The 23,363-nt window shown below is 71.0% G+C and carries 16 protein-coding genes; 7 read left to right on the top strand and 9 right to left on the bottom strand.

Going from position 1 to position 23,363, the window contains the following annotated elements:
• Positions 1-68: 68 nt before the first annotated feature.
• From AB0F01_RS20330 to AB0F01_RS20305, 6 genes are all read left to right on the top strand, one after another.
• Entirely contained in the window at positions 69-1,097 is a 1,029-nt protein-coding gene (locus tag AB0F01_RS20330) for a 3-oxoacyl-[acyl-carrier-protein] synthase III C-terminal domain-containing protein (protein WP_362097396.1), read from the top strand.
• A complete protein-coding gene (locus tag AB0F01_RS20325; RefSeq protein ID WP_362097394.1) occupies positions 1,094-2,035 on the top strand; it encodes an alpha/beta fold hydrolase in 942 nt (313 codons plus the stop codon). The genes AB0F01_RS20330 and AB0F01_RS20325 overlap by 4 nt, the downstream gene beginning before the upstream one ends.
• Entirely contained in the window at positions 2,032-3,609 is a 1,578-nt protein-coding gene (locus AB0F01_RS20320) for an AMP-binding protein (protein ID WP_362097391.1), read from the top strand. Before AB0F01_RS20325 ends, AB0F01_RS20320 begins: the two co-directional genes overlap by 4 nt.
• 223 nt (positions 3,610-3,832) lie before the next feature.
• Positions 3,833-4,909 carry an NAD-dependent epimerase/dehydratase family protein gene (locus AB0F01_RS20315; RefSeq protein WP_362097388.1) on the top strand — a complete coding sequence of 359 codons (1,077 nt, stop codon included), beginning with the start codon at positions 3,833-3,835 and terminating at the stop codon, positions 4,907-4,909.
• Positions 4,873-5,163, top strand: coding sequence for an acyl carrier protein (locus AB0F01_RS20310; RefSeq protein WP_362097386.1), 291 nt, complete (start codon positions 4,873-4,875; stop codon positions 5,161-5,163). Before AB0F01_RS20315 ends, AB0F01_RS20310 begins: the two co-directional genes overlap by 37 nt.
• Positions 5,160-6,386: a beta-ketoacyl-[acyl-carrier-protein] synthase family protein gene (locus AB0F01_RS20305; protein WP_362097383.1), complete on the top strand. Its 1,227-nt coding sequence runs from the start codon at positions 5,160-5,162 to the stop codon at positions 6,384-6,386. Before AB0F01_RS20310 ends, AB0F01_RS20305 begins: the two co-directional genes overlap by 4 nt.
• A 161-nt stretch (positions 6,387-6,547) precedes the next feature.
• On the opposite strand, the gene AB0F01_RS20300 is transcribed toward AB0F01_RS20305, so the two are convergent.
• The 9 genes from AB0F01_RS20300 to ngcE form a co-directional block, all read right to left on the bottom strand.
• Positions 6,548-8,074 carry an amino acid permease gene (locus AB0F01_RS20300; protein WP_362097381.1) on the bottom strand — a complete coding sequence of 509 codons (1,527 nt, stop codon included), beginning with the start codon at positions 8,072-8,074 and terminating at the stop codon, positions 6,548-6,550.
• Positions 8,075-8,218: 144 nt separating this feature from the next.
• Positions 8,219-10,144, bottom strand: a complete 1,926-nt coding sequence (gene dxs / locus AB0F01_RS20295) for a 1-deoxy-D-xylulose-5-phosphate synthase (RefSeq protein ID WP_362097379.1) — start codon at positions 10,142-10,144, stop codon at positions 8,219-8,221.
• Positions 10,145-10,354: 210 nt separating this feature from the next.
• The gene (locus AB0F01_RS20290) at positions 10,355-11,644 is read right to left on the bottom strand and encodes a sugar ABC transporter permease (RefSeq protein ID WP_362097376.1); all 1,290 of its coding nucleotides are present in this window, start codon (positions 11,642-11,644) and stop codon (positions 10,355-10,357) included.
• Entirely contained in the window at positions 11,641-12,432 is a 792-nt protein-coding gene (locus AB0F01_RS20285) for an ATP-binding cassette domain-containing protein (protein WP_362097373.1), read from the bottom strand. The genes AB0F01_RS20290 and AB0F01_RS20285 overlap by 4 nt, the downstream gene beginning before the upstream one ends.
• A 173-nt stretch (positions 12,433-12,605) precedes the next feature.
• On the bottom strand, positions 12,606-13,709 hold the full coding sequence (locus tag AB0F01_RS20280; protein ID WP_362097672.1) for a substrate-binding domain-containing protein: 1,104 nt from the start codon (positions 13,707-13,709) through the stop codon (positions 12,606-12,608).
• Positions 13,710-13,843: 134 nt separating this feature from the next.
• On the bottom strand, positions 13,844-15,055 hold the full coding sequence (locus AB0F01_RS20275; protein ID WP_362097670.1) for an ROK family transcriptional regulator: 1,212 nt from the start codon (positions 15,053-15,055) through the stop codon (positions 13,844-13,846).
• 211 nt (positions 15,056-15,266) lie between these two features.
• Entirely contained in the window at positions 15,267-16,175 is a 909-nt protein-coding gene (locus AB0F01_RS20270; RefSeq protein WP_362097370.1) for a carbohydrate ABC transporter permease, read from the bottom strand.
• Entirely contained in the window at positions 16,172-17,233 is a 1,062-nt protein-coding gene (locus tag AB0F01_RS20265; RefSeq protein WP_362097368.1) for a sugar ABC transporter permease, read from the bottom strand. Before AB0F01_RS20265 ends, AB0F01_RS20270 begins: the two co-directional genes overlap by 4 nt.
• Positions 17,234-17,240: 7 nt before the next feature.
• On the bottom strand, positions 17,241-18,581 hold the full coding sequence (gene ngcE, locus AB0F01_RS20260) for an N-acetylglucosamine/diacetylchitobiose ABC transporter substrate-binding protein (RefSeq protein WP_362097667.1): 1,341 nt from the start codon (positions 18,579-18,581) through the stop codon (positions 17,241-17,243).
• Positions 18,582-19,303: 722 nt separating this feature from the next.
• On the opposite strand from ngcE, the gene AB0F01_RS20255 reads away from it, so the two are divergent.
• On the top strand, positions 19,304-23,110 hold the full coding sequence (locus tag AB0F01_RS20255; protein ID WP_362097365.1) for a GH92 family glycosyl hydrolase: 3,807 nt from the start codon (positions 19,304-19,306) through the stop codon (positions 23,108-23,110).
• Positions 23,111-23,363: the final 253 nt, after the last annotated feature.

The raw sequence follows: 23,363 nt of genomic DNA, 5'->3' as shown, positions 1-23,363 counted from the left end.
TTCACCCGTTGGGGTGTAAACCCAGGCACAGTCGGCAATCCGGCCGAAGGGCTGGCTACGGTGACGCGGTGTCCGAAGCCATCCGTGCCCGTATCGCCGCCGTGTCCGCTCATCTTCCGTCCCGCTACCGGACGTTGGAGGAAACCCGGGTCAAGATCACCGAGACGGGTGGTTACGCCCCGCCGCCCGGTCTGCTGGAGGACCTCACCGGGGTGCGCGGAGTCCATGTCCACGAGGACGGCGAGAACGCCTCCGACCTCGCCGTGACGGCCGCCCGTTCAGCGCTCGACGAGGCGGGTCTGACGATCGAGGACATCGGTCTGCTGCTGTTCGCCTCGACCTCCCAGGACCTGATCGAACCGGCGACGGCCCACCTCGTGGCGGTCAAACTGGGCGCCACCTGCCCGGTGTTCGACATCAAGAACGCCTGCAACAGCTTCCTCAACGCCATGGAGGTGGCCGCCTCCTTCATCGAGACCGGCCGCTACCGCACCGTCCTCATCGCCTGCGGGGAACCCTCCACCCTGGCCACCCGCTGGCACGCCCCCGACCGGGAGAACCTGCTGCGCGCCCTGCCCGGCTACACCGCCTCCGACGCGGGCGCCGCGATGGTGCTCACCGCCGGTCCGGCGGGCGAGGGCGACCCCGGCCTGCTGTCCCTGCGGTTCGTCAGCAACTCCGCCGCCTGGCAGTCCTGCACGGTGGCCGGCGGCGGCAGCATGCACCACCTCTCCGTCCACGACGACCACACCACCCTGCGGCTGAACGGGGACCTGCGCCAGGGTGCCCTCGCCGTGCTCCCCCGGATCCTGGACACCGCCGGGGAGGAGCTGAAGGCCGCGCAGGCCGGGGCCTACGCCTTCATCGCCTTCCACCAGATCACCATGCCCCAGTACCGCGAGGTGATCGACACCTTCTCCCTCCCCGAGGACCGGTGCCTGCCCGCGGTGGCCGAACACGGGAACTGCGCGGCGGCCTCGCTCCCCCTGCAACTGGTCAAGGCACGGGCGGACGACCGCATCGAGAGCGGGGACCTGGTGGGCATGATCGGCCTGGCCAGCGGTTTCAGCTTCGGCCTGGCCCTCGTCCGGTGGTGAGCGCGCGAGCCGGCCACGCCCCGGCGACGAACCCCGGCCTCCTGGAACGGCTGATGCCGGGCTATCCCGCGCCCCGGCACTGGCGGCGCGTCCCGGTCACCGGCCAGCACTACCTCGACGTCGGCTCCGGGCAGCCGGTGCTGTTCCTGCACGGCAACCCGTCGTGGAGCTACGTCTGGCGGGGGCTGCTGCGCCTGCTCTCCCCGCACGCCCGCTGCCTGGCCCCCGACCTGCCGGGCTTCGGGCTCTCCCGGCACCTCAGGCCGGCGGACGGGGTGCCGGACCCCTACGAGGCCCAGCTGGAGCACCTGGACATCCTCCACCGCCACCTGGTGCGCGACGCGGGCCTGCCCGAGAGGGGCTGGACGTTCGTGCTGCACGACTGGGGCGGCCCGCTCGGCATCGCCTGGGCACGGCGCAACCCGGACGTGGTGGCCCGGCTGGTCGTCTGCAACACCGTGGGCTTCCCCTTCCCCGACGGCTTCCGGCTGCCGTGGTACCTGCGGTGGATCCGCGACCACCGCCCGGTCGCCGAACTCGTCCACGCCACCAACGCGTTCGCCCGGGTCGCCGCACGGGCCGGGGTCCACCGCCCGCTGCTCCCGGCCGAACGCCGGGCCCTCCTGCGGCCCTGCGCCCGCCGCGCGGAACGGCGGGCGGTCACCGACGCCGTACGGGCCATCCCCCGCGGGCCCGCGGACCCCGCCTGGGAGCTGCTCGAACCGCCCGGGGGCGGGGCCGTTCCGGCCGGTCTCCCGCTGCTCGTCGGCTGGGGCATGCGCGACCCCGTCTTCACCCCGGCCCTGCTCGGGGAATGGGCGCGCCGGTACCCGCACGCCGAGATCCACCGCTTCCCCGACGCCGGGCACTTCGTGATGGAGGACGCCACGGCCGAACTGGGCGGCCTCATCCGTGACTTCCTCCAGGAGACACCGTGACCGCGACCGTTCCCGGCATCGCCGCCCGCCTGGCCGGCCGGCCCGACGCGATCGCCCTCGTCGAGACCCGCAGGGGGGCCTCCAGGACCACCCGCCGCGGTGAACTGGTGGGCCGTTGCCACCACATCGCCGGGGCCCTGCACGAGGCGGGCGTCCGGCCCGGTCACAAGGCCGTGGTGATGACCCGCGACGCCCACGACCTCACCGCCGTCTCGTACGCCCTCGGCCTCCTCGGCGCCGTCCCCGTACTGATCGAACCGCGCGCCGAGGTGGGCCGCTGCCTGGCGGACATCGCCCCGGACGTCTTCGTCGGGGAACCGCCGGCCCACCTCGGACGCCGGATCCTGGGGTGGGGCCGTCCGCACGTCAGGATCTCCCTGGTCACCGGCAGCGCCCCGCTCCCCGCGGGACGGCGGCTGGCCACCCGCGTCCCGGCCGGCGGCGGCCCGCCCGCGCCGGTGGGCGAGCCGGGCGGCGACGGGCCGGCCCTCATCGCCTTCACGTCCGGCTCCACGGGACGGCCCAAGGGCGCGGAGTACCGCCACACCACCCTGGCCGGCCAGCTCGACGCGCTCACCACGCTGATCGGCCCCCGGGACGACGACGTGCTCCTCGCCGGTTTCCTCCCGGTCGCCCTGCTCGGCCCGCTCCTCGGGCCGGCCACCGTCGCCCCGGCCGTGCACCACCTGGCCCCGGCCCGCACCGCGCCGGAGGAGCTCGTCGGGCCGATCCTGCGGCACCGGGTCACCGTCGTCCTGGCCTCGCCCGCCGTGCTCACCCTCATCGCCCGGCACTGCGCCCGCCACGCCCTCACCCTGCCCTCGGTCCGGCAGGTCCTCTCCTTCGGCGCCCCGCTGCGCCTGGGCCTCGTCGACGCCCTGCGCGGCGCCCTGCCGGAGGACGCCGAGATCCTCAGCGTCTACGGCGCCACGGAGTGCCTGCCGGTCTCCGCGATCGGCGACCACGACCTGCGGGCCGCGCGCGTCCGGCCGCCCGCCGGTCACTCCGGCACCTGCCTCGGCCGGCCGCTGCCCGGCATCCGCGCCCGCATCCTGGACGCCGACGCCACCGGAGCCGGCGAGATCGCCGTCACCGGCCCCACCGTCAGCCCCGCCTACCACGCCCGCCCGGACGCCGACGCCGTCACCAAGAGCCACACGGCCGACGGCGTGCTGCACCGCACCGGTGACCTCGGCCGGCTCGACGACGAGGGCCGGCTGTGGTTCCTCGGCCGCCGGGCCCACCTGGTGACCGGGACCGGCTTCACCCTGGCCACCGAGGACATCGAGGCCGCCGCGGACACCGCGCCCGGAGTCCGCCGCACCGCCCTCGTCGGGGTCGGCACGGCGGTGTGCCAACTGCCCGTGCTGTGCGTGGAACCCCTCCCCTCCACGCCCCGCGCCGCCGCGCTGGCGGCGGTGCGGGCGGTCCTGAGGGACCACCCGGACGGGCACCGCGTCGGTGCCGTGCTGATCCGCGGCGGCTTCCCCACCGACCCCCGGCACAACTCGAAGATCGACCGCATGCGGCTGGCCGGCTGGGCGGCGAAACGCCTGCGCGGGCGGACCCGGTGACGGCACCGGTCACCGGTCACCGCTCACCGGTCGGAGCGGCGGCCCGCACCGGGGCGTCCGTCACCCGCCCCCCGCGCCCCCGGCACCGGGCGCACCCGCCCCCGACCACAGCCGCCCCCGGCGACCGCACCCGGTCCGCCGCACCCCGCACGAAACGCCCCCAGAACGCCCCGAGAACGCCCCAAGAGCACACGCAGCGCACCCGCAGGAAAGGCCGGCTCCGATGAACGTACTGGTCACGGGAGGGAGCGGCTTCCTCGGTCTGGAGATCTGCCGGCAGCTGAGCGCGCGCGGCCACGTCGTCTGCTCCCTGGGCCGCCGTCCCAGCACCGCGCTGGCCGCGCTGGGCGTCCGCCAGCACCTGGGGGACCTCGCCGACCCCGCCGCGGTCTCCCGTGCCGTGGCCGGGTGCGATGCGGTGGTGCACAACGCCGCCCTGGCCGGGGTCAGCGGCCCGCCGCGGCCCTACTGGGTCACCAACGTCGTCGGCACCCGCCATGTGATCGAGCAGTGCCGTGCGCACGCCGTCCGCACGCTCGTGTACACCTCGACCGCCAGCGTCGTCTTCCGGCCCGGCGGCCTGGAGGGGGTCGACGAGGGCCTGCCCCCCGCACCCTGCCATCTGGCCGCCTACCCCGCCACGAAGGCCCGCGCCGAGGCCCTGGTGCTGGCCGCCCACGGTCCGGAGCTGGCCACGGTCGCACTGCGCCCGCACATCATCTGGGGGCCCGGGGACCCGCACTTCGCCCCCGCCCTCGCGCGCACCGTGCGGGCGGGCCTGCTGCCGATGCCCGGGGACGGCGGCAACCTCGTCGACACCACCCACGTGCGTACCGCCGCCCACGCCCACCTGCTGGCCCTGGACCGGCTGCGGCAGTCACCTCGGACCGCGGGCGGCCGCGCCTACTTCATCGCCCAGGGCGACCCCCGCCCGCTGCGCGAGATCACCCGCCACTTCCTGCGGGCCGCCGGTATCGACGCCCGCTGGTGCCCGGTACCGCCCCGGCCGGCCATCGCCGGAGCCGCGGTCGTCGAGACCCTGCTGCGCGCGGTCCGCAGTGCCCGCACCCATGCCCTGAGCCGCTTCCTGGTCGCGGAGCTGCTGCACCCGCACCACTTCGACCTCACCGCGGCCCGCCGCGACCTGGGCTTCGAACCACCGGTCGGGTTCGACGCCGGGATCGCGGAGCTCGCCCGTCCCGCCGCGGCCGCCCCGAACGACCCGAACGACCCGAACGACCCGAACGACTGCGAGGAGAAGCCGTGCCCGACACCTACGACACCCTCCGTTCCGTCCTGACCGGCGCGTTCCGCGTCCCGGAGGAGGAGATCCGGCCCGAACTCACCCTGGCCCAGCTGGACCTGGACTCGCTGGCCCTGACGGAGCTGGTGCTCGTCCTCCACGAACGCCTCGGAGTGCGGATCGACGGCGAGCACGCCTCCCGCGAGACGACCCTCGCGCGGATCGTCGAGCACCTCGACGCCCTGCGGGCGAACGCCGCGGACGGGGCACCGGGCGCCACGGGCGGCCCGGTGACGGCGGCACACTCGTGACCGCACCCGTCGCCGTGACCGGCCTCGGTCTGCTCACCCCCGCCGGGGAGGACGCCGCCACCACCTGGGACACCGTCTGCCGCGGCACGGGCACCGCGACCCGCGATCCGGCACTGGCCGGGCTGCCGGTGGACTTCTCCTGCCGGGTCCCGCTGTCCCCCGACGCCCTCGGCCGGCGCGTGGGACGCGCCGCCTGGCGCATGGCGCGCAATGCCGCGCTGGCGGTGCTCGCCGCCCGGGAGGCGGTGCGCGACGCCGGCCTCGATCCGCACACGTGGGACGGCGACCGGGTCGCGGTCGTCATCGGCTGCGGGCTCGGCGCGGACGCGATGCGTGAGGAACAGGCCGGACGGCTGGCGGAACGGGGTGCCGACACGGTCTCGGCGCTCACCATCCCCCAGCTCATCCCGAACATGGCGGCGGGTGAGGTGTCCATCGACCTCGGGGCGCGCGGGCCCGGCCTCGCCCCGGCCACCGCCTGCGCCTCCGGTGCCACCGCCGTCGCCGTGGCCCGCGACCTCCTCGCCTCCGGGCAGTGCGACATCGCCGTGGCGGGGGCCACCGAAGCCGCCGTCACCCCGCTGACGACGACCGGCTTCTGGCGCGCGGGCGCCCTGTCCCGGCGCGCCGACGCGCCCGCCGAGGCGTCCCGGCCGTTCGCCGCCGACCGTGACGGCTTCGTCATGGCGGAGGGTGCGGGCGTCCTCGTGCTGGAACGCACCGGGGACGCGGCGGCCCGGGGTGCGCGGGTACGGGCCCGGCTGGTGGGCTGCGGCAGCACCTCCGACGCCCACCACCCGACCGCGCCCGCCCCGGACGGCCGGGGCGCGGAGGCCGCCCTGCGCACCGCCCTGGCGGACGCGGGCCTGGCCCCGTCGGACGTCGACCACGTCGACGCCCACGGCACCTCGACAGCGCTGGGCGACGCGGGCGAGGCGGCCCTGATCGCCCGGGTGCTGCCGCACCGGCCCAGTGTGACCGCGCCCAAGGGCGTGCTCGGCCACAGCCTCGGTGCGGCGGGCGCCGTGGAGGCGGCGCTGACCGTGCTCACCCTTCAGCACGGCACGGTGCCGCCGGTCGCGAACCTGGACGCACCGGCGCCCGGTCTCGACATCGACTGCGTCACCAAGAGCCCCCGGCGACAGGACGTGCGGGTCGCCGTCAGCCACTCCTTCGGCTTCGGCGGGCACAACGTCGTCCTCGCCCTGACCCGGGCGGGCTGACGGCTCGCCGGGCCACGCGACGGGCCCCCTGCCGGCAGCCGGGGCTGCTCGCAGGGGGCCCGTGAGGGAGCGGGCCGGCACCCGCCGGGAGACCGGCCCCCGGGTCGCCCCCGGCCGCGGCCCCGGTGCGGGCCGCACCCGGGCGGACGGACCCGGCCGGTTCAGCCGGAACCCGTGCCGCCGGACCGTCCGAGGGGCGCCCCGGGCTCCCTTCCGCCCTCCTGTGCCAGCCGGCTGTTCCTGCGGCTGTAGAGGAAGTAGACGGCGATGCCGGCCGCCATCCAGATGCCGAAGCGGATCCAGGTCTCGGCGGGCAGGTTGAGCATGAGCCACAGGGACGCGGCGACCGACACGATCGGCAGGACGGGCACCCAGGGGGTGCGGAAGGCCCGGGGCAGGTCGGGCCGGGTCCGGCGCAGGATGAGGACGCTGATCGCGACGACGACGAAGGCGAACAGGGTGCCGATGTTCACCAGCGCCGCGAGCTCGTTCAGCGGGGTGAAGCCCGCGAGGACCGCGATGACGACGCCGAGCAGGATCGTCGGCCGGTGCGGGGTCCTGAACCGGGGGTGGACCTGGGAGAAGAACCGCGGCAGCAGTCCGTCGCGGCTCATCGCGAAGAAGACGCGGGTCTGGCCGAGCAGCAGGATCATGCACACGGTCGTCAGGCCGACGGCGGCCCCGAAGCTGATGAAGCCCGCGAACCACGGGTGTCCGGTGGCCTTGAAGGCGTCGGCCAGCGGGGCGTCCACGGAGAGTTCGCTGTAGTGCTGCATTCCGGTGACGACGATGGAGACGCCGACGTACAGCACGGTGCAGATGAACAGCGAGCCGAGGATGCCGCGCGGCATGTCCCGCTGCGGGTTGCGGGTCTCCTCGGCGGCGGTGGCGACGATGTCGAAGCCGATGAAGGCGAAGAACACCACCGAGGCCGCCGTGAAGATGCCCATCACGCCGAAGTTGGCCGGGGCCCAGCCGAACATCAGCTGGATGAGCGGGGAGTCGAGGCTGTCCCCCGCCGGTACGGGCTGGGACTCGGGGATGAACGGGTCGTAGTTGTCGGCCGTGATGAAGAAGGCCCCCGCGATGATGACGACGAGGACCACGGTCACCTTGATGGCGACGACGACCGAGGTGACGCGGGCGGACAGCTTCATGCCGAGGACGAGGATGCCGGTGAGCACCAGCACCAGGACGGCGGCGAGGATGTCGAACCCGAGGACGTCGGAGCCCTCACGGCTGCCCAGGGCCGCGGGCAGCTGCCAGCCCGCGTTGTCCATGAGCGACTGGATGTAGCCCGACCAGCCGACGGCCACCACCGCCGTGCCGAGCGCGAACTCCAGGACCAGGTCCCAGCCGATGATCCAGGCCGGCAGCTCGCCCAGGGAGGCGTAGGAGAAGGTGTAGGCGGAGCCCGCCACCGGCACGGTGGAGGCGAACTCGGCGTAACAGAGCGCGGCGAGCGCGCAGACCACACCGGCCACCACGAACGCCAGGGCCGTGGCCGGTCCGGCGTTGTCCTTGGCGACCGTACCGGTGAGGACGAAGATGCCGGTACCGATGATGACACCGACACCGAAGACGGTGAGGTCCAGCGCGGAGAGGGACTTCTTGAGCGAGTGCTCGGGTTCCTCGGTGTCGCGGATGGACTGCTCCACGTTCTTCGTCCGGAAGAGAGAGCTGCTCACGGGTACCTCCCACGCATGGTGTCCTCGACCTGCTCGAGAGGGGGCGTAGGTCGTATGCCCCGGCGTGGGCATCTTCACGCGGACGGGCCGCCCCCGCCACTCGTCGCGGTGGCGGGGGCGGCCCGTGTCCGGTACCCGGACCGGTCAGTCGCGTGCCGCCTCGACCGGGCCGACGGCGGAGCGCTCGTACCGGCCGTCCAGCCGGGCGACCAGGCCGGTCACCTGGCGGGCGATGTCGGGGGCGGTCAGCCCGATCTCGGCCAGCACCTCGGCGCGGGAGGCGTGGTCCAGGAAGCGGGGCGGGATGCCGAAGTCGCGCAGCGGCACGTCCACCCCGGCGTCGCGCAGGGCCTGGGCGATCGCGGAGCCGACCCCGCCGACGCGCGAGTTGTCCTCGACGGTGACGACCACCCGGTGCTTGTCGGCGAGCGGTGCCATCGCCTCGTCCACCGGCTTGACCCAGCGCGGGTCGACGACGGTGGTGGAGATGCCCTGCCGGTCGAGGAGCGAGGCGATCTCCAGGCACATGGGGGCCAGCGCGCCGACGGAGACCAGGAGCACGTCCGGGGTGTCGGTGCCGGGTTCACGCAGCACGTCCATGCCGCCCACCCGGCCCACGGCGGGCACGGCCGGGCCGACGGCGCCCTTGGAGAAGCGGACCACGGTCGGCGCGTCGTCGACGGCGACGGCCTCGCGCAGCTGGGCGCGGACCTGGTCGGCGTCGCGCGGGGCGGCGAGCCTCAGGCCGGGGACGACCTGGAGGATCGACATGTCCCACATGCCGTTGTGGGAGGCGCCGTCGGTGCCGGTGACCCCGGCCCGGTCCAGGACGAAGGTGACGCCGCACTTGTGCAGGGCCACGTCCATCAGGACCTGGTCGAAGGCGCGGTTGAGGAAGGTGGCGTACACCGCGAAGACCGGGTGCACCCCGGCGTGCGCGAGGCCGGCCGCGGAGACGGCGCCGTGCTGTTCGGCGATGCCGACGTCGTAGACCCGGTCGGGGAAGCGCTTGGCGAACTTGTCGAGGCCGACCGGCTGGAGCATGGCGGCGGTGATGGCGACGAGGTCCTCGCGCTCCTCGCCGAGCTTGACCATCTCCTCGCCGAAGACGCTGGTCCAGTCGGCGCCCGAGGACGCGATGGGCAGGCCGGTGTCGGGGTGGATCTTGCCGACGGCGTGGAAGCGGTCGGCCTCGTCGGCGAGGGCGGGCTGGTAGCCGCGGCCCTTCTCGGTGAGGCAGTGCACGATCACCGGGCCGCCGAAGCGCTTGGCGCGGGCCAGGGCCGACTCCAGGGCCTCGATGTCGTGGCCGTCGATGGGGCCGACGTACTTCAGGCCGAGGTCCTCGAACATGCCCTGCGGGGCGATGAAGTCCTTCAGGCCCTTCTTGGCGCCGTGCAGGGTGTCGTAGAGGGCCTGGCCGACGACCGGGGTGCGCTCCAGGACCTCCTTGGTGCGGGCCAGGAAGCGCTCGTAGCCGTCGGTGGTGCGCAGGGTCGCCAGGTGGTCGGCGAGGCCGCCGATGGTCGGCGCGTAGGAGCGCTCGTTGTCGTTGACGACGATGACCAGCGGGCGGTCCTTGGCGGCGGCGATGTTGTTCAGCGCCTCCCAGGCCATGCCGCCGGTCAGCGCGCCGTCGCCGATGACGGCGACGACGTGGCTGTCGTCCCGCTTCATGATCTGGTTGGCCTTGGCGATGCCGTCGGCCCAGCCGAGCACCGTGGAGGCGTGGCTGTTCTCGATGACGTCGTGCTCGGACTCGGCCTGCGAGGGGTAGCCGGACAGGCCGCCCTTCATCTTGAGCTTGGAGAAGTCCTGCCGGCCGGTCAGCAGTTTGTGCACGTACGACTGGTGTCCGGTGTCCCACAGGACTTTGTCCCGGGGCGATTCGAACACGCGGTGGAGGGCGATGGTGAGTTCCACGACGCCCAGGTTGGGGCCGAGGTGGCCGCCGGTCTTGGAGACCGCGTCGACCAGGAAGGTCCGGATCTCCTCGGCCAGCTGGTTCAGCTCCTCCAGGGTGAGCCGGTCCAGATCGCGCGGTCCCCCGATACGGGTCAGCAGCGGCACCCGTGCCTCCTTGCAGTAGAGCTGATCGAGCTGTTGCCGGGCTCGTCGAGTCTAATGTTCCGTTCGGGCCCGCGGACTCCGGGCGGTGCGTGATGGGTCACGCGATCGGCTGTACCCAGGATCGGGGGGTCCTACGACAGCCCGTCCGCACGACCGTTGCCCGGCACCGCCGAGCGGTACCGGGCAACGGCTGGGGACGGGGGCGGGGTGTCAGGCGCGCCCGGCCGTCTTCTGCGTCTTGCGGGTGACGGCGTCGATGACGACGGTCGCCAGCAGCACGCCACCGGTGATCATGTACTGCACCGGGGAGGCGATGCCCTCCAGCGCGAGGCCGTACTGGATGGACACGATGACCATCACACCGAGCAGGGCGTCCCACGTGCGGCCGCGGCCACCGAAGAGGGACGTACCACCGATGACGGCGGCGGCGATGACGTTCATCAGGAACTCACCGGTGCCCGCGCCCTGGTTGGCGGAGGCGATCTTCGAGGCGACGAAGAGGCCGCCGATCGCGGCGAAGGTGCCGGCGATCGCGAAGACCGAGATCCGGACCAGCTCGACGTTGATGCCGGCGCGCCGGGAGGCCTCGACGCTGCCGCCGAGCGCGAAGACCTTGCGGCCGTACGCGGTGCGGCGCAGGACGAAGTCCGTGAGCACCAGGAAGGCCAGGAAGATCACGACGGCCAGCGGGAGGCCCTTGTACTGGTTGAACACGATCGCGACGGCGAACGCCAGGATCGCGAGCAGCACGGTCCGCACGATGATCTCGTTCAGCGGCCGGGAGGGGACCCCGGCGGCCTCGCGGCGGCGGTTGTCGAAGAACGCCGTGAGGAAGTACACGGCGGTCACCACGACGGCCAGGCCGTAGGCGGCGGCCACGTCCGTGAAGTAGTGGCTGGTCAGCTTGACGACCAGGCCGTCGGAGTCGAGGTTGATCGTGCCGTTGCTGCCGAGGATCTGCAGCATGAAGCCCTGCCAGAACAGCAGTCCGGCGAGGGTCACGGCGAAGGCCGGGACGCCGATGCGGGCGAAGAAGAAGCCGTGGATGGCACCGGCCGCGGTGCCGGTGAGGATCGCCAGCACCAGGGCCAGGATCTCGTTCATGCCGTGGGTGACGCTGAGCACCGCGAAGGTGGCGCCCGCGACACCGCTGACCGAGCCGACCGACAGGTCGATCTCGCCGAGCAGCAGGACGAACACGATGCCGACGGCGATCATGCCGGTGCCGACCATGGCGACGGACATGTCGGAGAAGTTGCCGGCGGTCAGGAAGTTGGAGTTCAGGCCGGTGAAGATGGCCCAGATGACCAGCAGGCCGACGACCACGGGGATGGAGCCGAGGTCACCGGCCTTCATCTTCCGCTTGAACTCGCCGACGTAGCCGGCCAGGCCCTGCTCGCGCACCAGCAGCCGCGGGTCGACCACGGTCACCGCGGCGGCGGCCGCCTCGGTGTTGTCGACGGCGTCGGTCTTGGTGGTGGAGGTCTTGTCGGTGCTCACTTGTTGATCTCCCCATTGGTGCGCGCCGCACGACGGGTCACGGCGTTGTCCGTGGCGCCCGTGATCGCGGAGATGATCTCTTCCTGGGAGGTCGACTTGACCTCGAAGACGCCGTTGTTGCGTCCCAGGCGCAGGACGGCCACCTTGTCCGCCACGGCCTTGACGTCGGCCATGTTGTGGCTGATGAGGATGACCGCGTGGCCGCGCTCGCGCAGCCGCTCGACCAGGTCGAGGACCTGGGCGGTCTGCTCGACGCCGAGGGCGGCGGTCGGCTCGTCGAGGATGACCAGCTTGGGCTCGCCGAGCATGGAACGGGCGATCGCCACGACCTGGCGCTGACCGCCGGAGAGCGAGGCGATCGGGATGCGGACGCTGGGGATGCGGATCGACAGGGTGTCGAGGAGCTCGCGGGAGCGGCGCTCCATCTCCACCTCGTCCAGGACGCCGCGCTTGCGCAGTTCCCGTCCCAGGTAGAGGTTGCCGACGACGTCGATGTTGTCGCACAGCGCGAGGTCCTGGTAGACCGTCGCGATGCCCAGGCTCTGGGCGTCGTGGGGGCGGCTGATCGTCACGCGACGGCCTTCCCACTCGATGGCGCCTTCATCGATGGGGTGCACGCCGGCGATCGTCTTGACCAGCGTGGACTTTCCGGCACCGTTGTCGCCGACCAGGGCGACCACCTCACCGGCGTGGACCTCAAGCTCTACGTCGGTGAGCGCCTGGACGGCACCGAACCGCTTGGAGACCCCGCGCAACGCCAGCACGGGCGTAGCGGACACAAGAACCATCTCCTTCGCCGCCTGACCCGGCGGGAGGTTGTGCAGCAGATTGGGGGGTGTTCCGCCGGCGCCCCGCGTAGCTTGCGGGGCTGTCGGTGTGCGGGGCGCCGGCGGAGCTCATGGCAGCCGGTCCGGTACGGGGGCCCGGTGCGGGCTCCCGTACCTCAGGACCTGGGTGCTGCTTACTTCAGACCGATCTTGTCGCAGGCGGCCTTGTACTTGCCGGCGCAGATCTCCTGGACGGTGTAGACGCCGTCCTTGACGACGGTGTCGGCGATGTTGTCCTGGGTCAGCGAGACGACCGGGACGAGCACGGCGGGAACACCCTTGGTGGTCGGGCTGTCGACCTTGTCCTTGGCGATGGAGTCGAGCGACTTGCCCTGGGCGAGCGCGACGGCCATCTCCGCGGCGGCGTCGGCCTCCGGGGCGTACGGCTTGTAGACGCTCATGTACTGCTCACCGGTGACGATGCGCTGCACACCCGCGAGCTCGGCGTCCTGGCCGGTGACCGGGATGTCGTCGATGCCGGCGGACTTCAGGGCGGTGATGATGCCGCCCGCCATGCCGTCGTTGGCGGAGTAGACGCCGACGATCTTGTCCTTGCCGAGGGCGGAGATGGCGCCCTCCATGTTGGCGTTGGCGTTCTCCGGCTTCCACTCCTTGGTGTCGTACTCGCGGCCGATCTTGACCTTGCCGTCGAGGACGGAGTGGGCGCCTTCCTTGAACTGGGCGGCGTTCGGGTCCGTGGAGGAACCGTTCATCATGACGATCTGGCCGTCCTTGGCCTTGTCGCCCAGCGCCTTCAGCAGGGCCTCGCCCTGCGTCTTGCCGACGGTCACGTTGTCGAACGAGGTGTAGGCGTCGATCGGGCCCTCGGCGAGGCGGTCGTAGGCGACGACGGGGATGTCGGCGTCCTTGGCCTTCTTGACCGAGCCGGCGATCGCCTTGGCGTCCACCGCGTCGACGATCAGGACGTCCACCTTGTTGGTGATCATCGTGTCGACCTGCTGGTTCTGCAGGCTGGCGTCCTGCTTGGCGTTGGCGTAGACGACCTCGGCCTTGTTGTTCGTCAGCTCCTTGATCTTCTTCTCGATCAGCGGCTTGTCGAACTTCTCGTAGCGCGCGGTCTGGTTCTCCGGCAGGAGCAGACCGACCTTGATGTCGTCACCCTTGGCGGCGGCCGAACCGCCGTCGTCCTTCTTGTCGCCCGACTCCGCGGCACTGCCGCAGGCGGCCAGCGAGACGGCCATCGCACCGGCGGCGATGGCAACAGCGGCTCGACGCATACGCGTGTTCACTTTCAGAAACCTCCCTGACGAGGCCGCGTCGCTGCGGCCGAGGTGGCTGGAAGTCAACTCGGCCACGCGTGCGACGTCAAGGAGTAAATCCTTAACGAGATGGCAACGGTGTCATCCGTTCTCTAAGTGAAGGCAGGGGTGGCCACGGCCGGACGGCGTGCGGCGGCACCGTCAAGCAGGGTCGAATCGCCCATTTCGCTCAGCGCGAGGGCGAGCGCCCCCAGCACCTCCGCGCGGCTCCCAAGGGCCCCTGGAAGCACGGAGAGTTGGCGGGCGGCGCTGGGGATCGCATAGCGCCCCACGGACTCCCTGATGGGCCCCAGGACCAGCTCTCCGGCCTCCGCCAGATCCCCGCCGAGGACCACCCGGCTGGGGTTCAGGAGGTTGCAGAGGTTGGCGACACCGCTGCCGATGTGGCGGCCGACGTCGGCGATGACCCGGCGGCAGCCCGGGTCGCCCTCCCGGGCGAGCCGCACCACGCCCTCCATGGTCAGATCGGTGCCGTGACTGGACTGCAGCAGCGGCAGCACGTAGCGGGCCGCCGTGAAGGTCTCCAGGCAGCCGCGGTTGCCGCAGCGGCAGACGGGCCCCGACTCGTCCAGCGTGATGTGCCCGATCTCCCCGGCGGTGCCGCCGGGGCCGCGGTAGATGTTCCCGCTGATCACCAGCCCCGCGCCGACACCGCTGGCGACCTTGATGTAGGCCAGGTCGCGCACGCCCCGGCCGCTGCCCCAGACCATCTCGCCGAGGGCGCCGAGGTTGGCGTCGTTGTCCACCTGCACCGGCACGCCGAGCCGCCCCCGCAGCTCCTCGGCGGGCTTGGTGCCCGTCCAGCCCGGCAGGATCGAGGTCGACCCGAGACTGCCCGACTCCACGTCGATCGGCCCGGGCACGCCGAGCCCGATCCCGGTGATCTTGGAGCGGTCCACGCCGGTCTCCTCGATCAGCCGGTTGACCAGCTGTTCCGCCCGGTCGAAGCCCTGGGTCGCGGAGGCGTCCACGTCCAGCGGCTCGGACTCCTCGGCCAGCACCTGGTGGGCGAGGTTGCCGACGGCCACGCGCAGGTGCGTATGCCCGAAGTCCACCCCTATGACGATGCCGGCGTCCTCGCTGAGCGAGACGCTGCGGGCCCGGCGTCCGCCCGCCGAGGTGGGGGTGACCTCGACGGTGCCGGCCTCCTTCAGTTCCCGGACGATGTTGGAGACCGTCGCCGCGGACAGACCCGTCGTCCTGGCGATCTCCGCCTGCGTGAGCGAACCCGCAAGACGTACTGCCCGGACGACCCGCTCCAGGTTGGCTCGGTGCAGCGACGACTGCGACCCCGGAGTCTCCACGACGACCTCCTGCGCGCGGGGCCGCTTCGGCGAGACCCCGTCCATCCAACTAGTGAACTCTAAGCTGAGCCGTTCGGGTCCGCTCCCGTCAAGAGGTTGAACGGTTTCCGGGGGCAGGAACACACGCACGTACGCCGCAGGGGTCCGGCCCCGGAGAGCTGTCCCTCCGGGGCCGGACCCCTGCGTACGACGGGTGGAGCGGCGGTCGGCGTCAGCGGAAGGTGCCCTGCGACACCGAACCGGCGATCCGCCGCTGGAAGACGCAGTACACGATCAGTACGGGCACCACCGTGATCACGATAGCCGCGAACAGCGCGCCGTAGTCGATGTCGTAGACCTGCGAGGACGCGTACGCGGCCATGCCCTGGGTGAGGACCCACATGTCCTGGTCGGTGTTGAGCGCCACCGGCAGCAGGAACTGGTTCCACAGGCCCAGGAAGTTGAAGATCGCCACCGCCGCCATGCCGGGACTGGCCATCGGCAGCATCACCTGGAAGAACGCCCGCCAGTCCCCGGCACCGTCGATCAGCGCCGCCTCGTACACGTCGTGCGGCAGCGACCGGAAGAACGAGTAGAGGAAGAACATCGTGAACGGCAGCGCGAACGCGACATAGGTGAGGATCAGCCCGGGACGCGTGTTCAGGAGCCCGAAGTTCTGCAACTGGAAGAAAAGCGGAACGATCGCCAGGAAGACCGGGAACGTCAGCCCGGCGAGCATGACGTAGTAGATCAGCCGACGGCCGGGGAATTCGAACCGGGCGAGAATGTAGGCGCACATCGAGCCGAGCAGCATCACCAGGATCAGTGCCGAGACCACGACGATCACGGAATTCAGGAAATATCTTCCGATGTTCGCGTCGGTCCACGCGTTCGCGTAGTTCTCGAACCGCCAGTGCTCCGGCAGCGAGAACGGCGACGAAAGGATCTCGCCGGTCGATTTGAACGACGACATCAGCACCCACAGCATGGGCACGATCACGATCACGGACCACAGGATCAGCAGGAAGTGCGAGATCGTCGCGAATCTGCGGTCGCTGCTCACGGCGACGCGCGTCAGCTTCCGGTCTCTCGCCGGTTCACGGTCACTGGCCGTCTTCCGGTCGGCGGTGATGACGCTCACCCGGCACCTCCTTCGGCTGCGGCACGCCGAGCTCTGGACCCAGGTGCTTTCCTCCTGCCCTCGCCCTCGCCGCCGCCCGTGAGGCGGTTGACGAGGAACACCAGCGCCGCGAACACCAGGGTGACGACGGCGAGGACGACGCCCATCGCGGTGGCGTAGCCGAACTGCTGCTTGGCGAAGGCGACGTTGAACAGACGCTGGCTGATCGTCAGGGTCGAGTTGTCGGGGCCGCCGTTCGGCACCATCGCCTGGACGTAGACGAACGCGTCGAGGGCGGCGATGCCCAGGTAGATGTACGCCGTCTGCACGCTGTCCCGGATCGCCGGCAGGGTGATCGAGACCGTGGTGCGCAGCCGGCCGGCTCCGTCGATCCTCGCCGCCTCGTACAGCTCGGCGGGGACGCCCTTGATCGCGGCGATGAAGAGCACCGCGTAGAAGCCGACGAGCCCCCAGACGATGACGAACATCAGGGACGGCATCGCCGTCGTCTTCTCGCCCAGCCACGCGAACGTCTCGAACCGGTCGAGACCGAGACCCGTGAGGACGCCGTTGAGCAGCCCGGCGTTCGGGTCGTACATCTGGGCCCAGATCAGACCGACGATGATCGCCGGCACGACGTAGGGGAAGAACGAGATGATCCGGTAGAACGACGCTCCCCGGATCCCCCGGACGGGGCCCTTGCCGGGCCCGCCCAGGGTGATGGCCACGGCGACCCCGAGCGCGAGCGTCAGCGTCACCAGCGGCACGAAGAGCGCGAGGAGTGCGACGTTGCGCAACGCCTTCAGGAAGATGTCGTCCTGGAACATCTTCGTGAAGTTGTCGAAGCCGACGAAGTTGTAGTCCGGGCTGAAGCCGCGCCAGTCGGTCATCGCCCAGAAGATCGCCTGGCCGAACGGGATCAGGACGAAGATCACGAAGATGGCCAGCGGGACACCGAGGAACGCGAGGAAGAACGTCGCCCGGTCGAACGTGAGCTTGCGGCGCCGTGGCCGCCCGCCGCGAGCGGCCGGCTCGGGCCGGCGGCTCGCGGTTCCGGCAGTGGGGGTCGTGTCCTTCATCGCGTTGCTAGCTGACCTTGACCTTGTCGACGGAGTCGTCCTCGCGGACCTTGTCGGAGATCTTCTGCAGGGCCGAGGTCAGCCCCTTGCCGTCGAGGTCACCGGCGAGGAAGGAGTTCCACGGCACCAGCTGGTCGGTGTTCATCCCGTAGGTCTCGACGAACATGTAGTTGAAGATGTTGGTGCCCGCGGCCTCCAGCATCGTCGTCTGCGAGACGAGGGCCGTCGATCCGTAACCGTCGGCGGGCACGGTGCCCTTGACGATCGTCGGGGCCAGCTTCGACTTCGAGAAGTTGGCGGCCGCCTTCTCCGACAGCATCGCCCGCAGCACTTCCTTGCCGCCGGCCGGGTTCTTGCCCTGCTTGGGCACGATGAACGGCTCACCGGCTGCCGCGCGGAGCGACTCCCAGGGCAGCGCCGGCTTGTCGGTGAGCGTCATCGACGGGAATCCGGTCATCTGGAAGTCCGCCTTCGTGGCCTTCTTCATCTCGTTCTCGATCCAGCCACCGGACGGGTAGAGCAGCGCCTTCTGGTCGTTGCTCCAGATCGCCTGCGCCTTCTGGAACTGGGTGCCGGAGCCGCCGGGGACGAACATCTTCTGCCTGACCATGGTCTCCATGACCTTGATCACTCCCTGGATGGCCGGGTGCGACCAGCAGCCCTTCTCCAGGTTCTCCAGGGCGAGCCGGACCTCGTCGCCGCCCTCCTTGATCGCCGAGTCGATCAACAGCGTGCGGTAGTAGGTCGCCGCCTCCTTGCCGTGGACGAAGAGGTACTTGCCCTTCTTCTTCGCCTCCTGGCCGAGGTCGAGCGCCTCGTCCCAGGTCTTCGGCGGGGCCCAGCCGTTCTCCTCGAAGAGCGTCTTCGAGTACCAGACGCCGTACACGGTCATCACGTAGTTGAGCGCGACGAACTTGTCCCTGAACGTGCCGGGGGCCTTGACACCGGGGTAGACGATGTCGGCGATCTTCTTGCCTTCGTAGGTGTTGGCCTCGAAGAGGTCGTCGAGTTCCTCCAGCTGGTCGAGGATGCCCAGGAAGCCGATCTGGTCCTCACCGGAGTTGTCGATGAGGTCCGGCGGGTTGCCGCCCACGAAGCGGGGCTGGAGCTGGGGGGCGATGTCGACGACCGGGTCGACCTTGACCTTGAGGCCCTTGACCTGGCTGCCCAGCACCTGGTTGGTGTAGTCGACGTAGTCGGTGCCGTAGCCGCCGTCGAAGATGGCTGCTTCGACCGTGGAGTTCGCGGCGACGCCGAACGGGTTCGTGGCGCTCTTCTCGCCCTTCGGGCCGCTGCCGCCGCTGTCCTTGCCGGAGGGAGAGCTGCACGCTACCGCGAACGAGCCCACCGCCGCGGTGGCGATGGCCCCGCGCAGGAGCGTCCGCCTGTCAAGAGAACCGGCACGAATGGTCATCTCTGCATCCTCACTGATCGATGAGCTCTGTACGGGTGTGCTGCGTGGGCGCCCGCTGCGACCGGACCGGTCCTGCGCCGGCCGCGCATCGGGCGTTGTCGCCGTCGTCTCGGAGCCGCGGTGCGGCGCCGATGATCAGCTGAGCGATGCCGGCACAACAGTCGCCGGGGCCGGAGCGGCGGTCGCACTCCGCCAGAACAGATCGCGATGGCGTACGCCGGTGGTGGATCCCATGCTCAAGTCCTCGCCTTCTCCAGGACTCAGGCGGTGAACCGGATCCTTGCCGGCACCGCGTTCGGGTCAAGCTGGGTCGTGCAGGAAGTGCTGCCGATGCGGGTGCATCAGTGGTGTGCGGGACGTTCTCGGTACTGCGTCGGTGATGGTCGGGAGCGGTGAAGATGCCCCGGAGTGCCGACAGGTATAGTCCACTTCCCGCCGACGGAGCAAGATCGAATGCAAGGTTCCTCTTCGGTCTTTTCCATGTTGAGACCTCACGGAAATACATGCCCCCGACACGTTGTCGGATGGTGGAAATCCGCTCCGTTGAACTCGAATGCCGCATTCAACACCCTTGACACCACAGGCCACTTGACCCACTACTGGTCCTTGCGCCACGCAATTGACAACGTTGTCCAAGCGCAGGAGGGTGCTCGCGCATGCAGCACGGAGTTCGGCACGGATGGGGAAGGGCGGTCGTCACGGCGACCGCCCTCGCCTTGGCAGCGGGCTCGCCGGGTGTCGCGGTCGCCCTGCCGGGCGCGCCGTCGAAGGCGGACCGGGAGTTCACCTCGTCGTTCGAGTCCGGGGAGCCCGCCCCGGACTGGGTCAGCACCGTCGACACCGCCCCGGGCGGCGGCAAGCGCGCCCAGGGCGTCGACGGCGGGTACAGCAACGGCATACCGGGCAACGTCACCCACCGGATCACCGACGTCCGCGTCAGCGCGGAGAACACCGCGGGCGGGGAGGTGAAGGAGAACCTCGTCGACGTCGAACCGACCACCAAGTGGCTGGCCTTCCAACCCACCGGCTGGGCCGAGTTCGACCTGGACGAGCCGGTGAAGGCGGTGCGCTACGCCCTCACCTCGGCCAACGACCACGCCGAACGGGACCCGCGGGACTGGACCCTGAAGGGCTCCGCCGACGGCGAGGAGTGGACCACCCTCGACACCCGTTCGGGCGAGTCGTTCACCGAACGCTTCCAGACGAAGACCTACGACCTCGACGCGTCCGTGGTCGCCGGGTACCGGCACTTCCGCATCGAGTTCACCAGGAACGGCAGCGGCAGCATCCTCCAGCTGGCCGACGTCCAGTTCTCCACCGGGGACACCGAGACGCCCGTCCCCGAGGACATGCTCTCCCTGGTCGACCGCGGTCCCAGCGGCTCGCCCACGGCGAAGGCGGGCGCCGGGTTCACCGGGAAGCGCGCCCTGCGGTACGCCGGACGCCACACCGCCGACGGGCGCGCCTACTCGTACAACAAGATCTTCGACGTCGACGTGGCCGTCGGCCGCGACACCCAGCTGTCGTACCGCGTCTTCCCCTCCATGGCCAACGACGACCTCGACTACGACGCCACCCACGTCTCGGTCGACCTGGCCTTCACCGACGGCACCTACCTGAGCGACCTCCACGCCACCGACCAGCACGGCTTCCCGCTCACCCCGCGCGGGCAGGGCGACTCCAAGGTCCTCTACGTCAACCAGTGGAACAACGTGGTCTCCCGGATCGGCTCGGTGGCCCGCGGCAAGACCGTCGACCGCATCCTGGTGGCGTACGACTCCCCCAAGGGCCCGGCGAAGTTCCGGGGCTGGCTGGACGACGTCGCCCTGAAGCAGGTCGCGCCCGAGCGGCCCAAGGCGCACCTGTCGGACTACGCGGTGACCACCCGGGGCACCAACTCCAGCAGCGGCTTCTCGCGCGGCAACACCTTCCCCGCGACCGCCGTGCCGCACGGCTTCAACTTCTGGACCCCGGTGACCGACGCGGGCTCGCTGAGCTGGCTCTACGACTACGCGCGCGGCAACAACGCGGACAACCTGCCGACCCTCCAGGCGTTCAGCGCCAGCCACGAGCCGAGCCCGTGGATGGGTGACCGGCAGACCTTCCAGGTGATGCCGTCCGCCGCCTCCGGGGACCCGGACCTGGGCCGTGAGGCACGGGAACTCGCCTTCCGGCACGAGAACGAGACCGCGCGGCCGTACTACTACGGGGTGCGCTTCGAGAACGGCCTCAAGGCCGAGATGACGCCCACGGACCACGCGGCGGCGATGCGCTTCACCTTCCCCGGCGACGACGCGAGCGTGCTGTTCGACAACGTCACCGACCAGGCCGGGCTGACCCTCGACCAGGAGAACGGCACCTTCACCGGCTACTCCGACGTCAAGTCGGGTCTGTCCACGGGCGCCACCCGGCTGTTCGTGTACGGCGAGTTCGACAAGCCGGTGACCGGCGGCGGTGCCGAGGGCGTCCGGGGCCACCTGCGCTTCGACGCGGGCAAGGACCGGACCGTCACCCTCCGCCTGGCCACCTCCCTGATCGGCGTCGACCAGGCGAAGGACAACCTGCGCCAGGAGATCCCCGCCGGCCGCTCCTTCGACGCCGTGCGGAAGAGCGCGCAGCGCCAGTGGGACCGCATCCTCGGCAAGGTGAAGGTCGAGGGCGCCACTCCCGACCAGCTGACCACCCTCTACTCCAACCTGTACCGCCTGTACCTGTACCCCAACTCGGGCTTCGAGAAGGTCGACGGGACGTACAAGTACGCCTCCCCCTTCTCGAAGATGCCGAAGCCGGACACGCCGACGCACACGGGCGCGAAGATCGTCGACGGCAAGGTGTACGTCAACAACGGCTTCTGGGACACCTACCGGACCACCTGGCCCGCCTACTCCTTCCTGACCCCCTCCAAGGCCGGTGAGCTGGTCGACGGGTTCGTGCAGCACTACAAGGACGGCGGCTGGACCTCCCGCTGGTCCTCCCCCGGCTACGCCGACCTGATGACCGGCACCTCCTCGGACGTCGCCTTCGCGGACGCCTACGTCAAGGGCGTCGACGGCTTCGACGCGAAGGCCGCCTACGACGCCGCCGTGAAGAACGCCACCGTGGTGCCCCCGTCCTCCGGCGTCGGCCGCAAGGGCATGGCCACCTCCCCGTTCCTCGGCTACACCAGCACCGAGACCCACGAGGGCCTGTCCTGGGCCCTGGAGGGTTACCTCAACGACTACGGCATCGCGAAGATGGGCGAGGCCCTGTACAAGAAGACCGGCGAGAAGCGGTACCAGGAGGAGTCCGCCTACTTCCTGAACCGCGCCCGCGACTACGTCAACCTCTTCGACTCCGAGGCCGGCTTCTTCCAGGGACGGAACCTCGAGGGCGACTGGCGCGTCGAGTCCTCGACGTACGACCCGCGCGTGTGGGGCCACGACTACACCGAGACCAACGGCTGGGGCTACGCCTTCACCGCCCCCCAGGACAGCCGCGGCCTGGCCAACCTCTACGGCGGACGCAAGGGCCTCGCGGACAAGCTCGACGAGTACCTGGCCACCCCGGAGACCGCCTCCCCCGAGTTCAAGGGCTCCTACGGCGGCGTCATCCACGAGATGACCGAGGCACGGGACGTCCGGATGGGCATGTACGGCCACTCCAACCAGGTCGCCCACCACGCGCTGTACATGTACGACGCGGCCGGACAACCCTGGAAGACACAAGTGAACGTGCGCGAGGTCCTCTCCCGCCTCTACACCGGCAGCGAGATCGGGCAGGGCTACCACGGCGACGAGGACAACGGCGAGCAGTCGGCCTGGTACCTCTTCTCCGCGCTCGGCTTCTACCCGCTGGTGATGGGCAGCGGCGAGTACGCCATCGGCTCCCCGCTGTTCACCAAGGCGACCGTGGAGCTGGAGAACGGCCGCAAGCTGGTCGTCAAGGCGCCGAAGAACAGCGCGAAGAACGTCTACGTCCAGGGGCTGAAGGTGAACGGCAAGAAGTGGAACTCCACGGCGCTGCCGCACTCGGCGATCGCCCGGGGCGGGGTCCTGGAGTTCGACATGGGCCCGCGGCCCTCGACCTGGGGCACCGGGAAGAACGCCGCGCCGGTGTCGATCACCCAGGACGACAAGGTGCCCTCGCCGCGCAAGGACGTGTTGAAGGGCGACGGCGCCCTCTTCGACGACACGTCGGCGACCGGGGCCACGGTCACCGAGGTCGACCTGCCGGTCGACGGAAGGACCAGGGCGGTGCAGTACACGCTCACCTCGGGCGAGCACGCCGACGCGCCCACCGGCTGGGTGCTCCAGGGGTCGAGGGACGGCACCGAGTGGACCGACCTGGACCGGCGTTCGGGCGAGTCCTTCCGCTGGGACCGCCAGACCCGGGCCTTCACGGTGGCCGAGCCGGGCGGGTACGAACGCTACCGGCTGGTCCTCTCGGGTGAGGCAGCGCTGACGGAGGTGGAGCTGCTCGGCTGACGGCGCCGGCGCCGGTGACAGGCGCGGGGCACGTTCGGGGGCGGGTTCGGGCCTGGGGCCGGGGCCCGCCCTCTCGGTTGCTCGCGGTGGGGTCGGGGGGCGGGAGACCGGCGGGCCGGAGCGGGGGACCGCAGTGCGGCGACCGGTGGGCGGGAGCGCCCCCGTGGCGGGTTCCGGTCCGCCGTGCCGCGGGGCTGCGAGACACCGCGGACACTGGGAGCGCTCCCACACCCCGTGAGGCGACGATAGCGCC

It is taken from the genome of Streptomyces sp. NPDC029526 (assembly GCF_040637405.1).
Taxonomy (GTDB): domain Bacteria; phylum Actinomycetota; class Actinomycetes; order Streptomycetales; family Streptomycetaceae; genus Streptomyces.
This window is presented reverse-complemented; position numbering and strand designations above follow the sequence as displayed.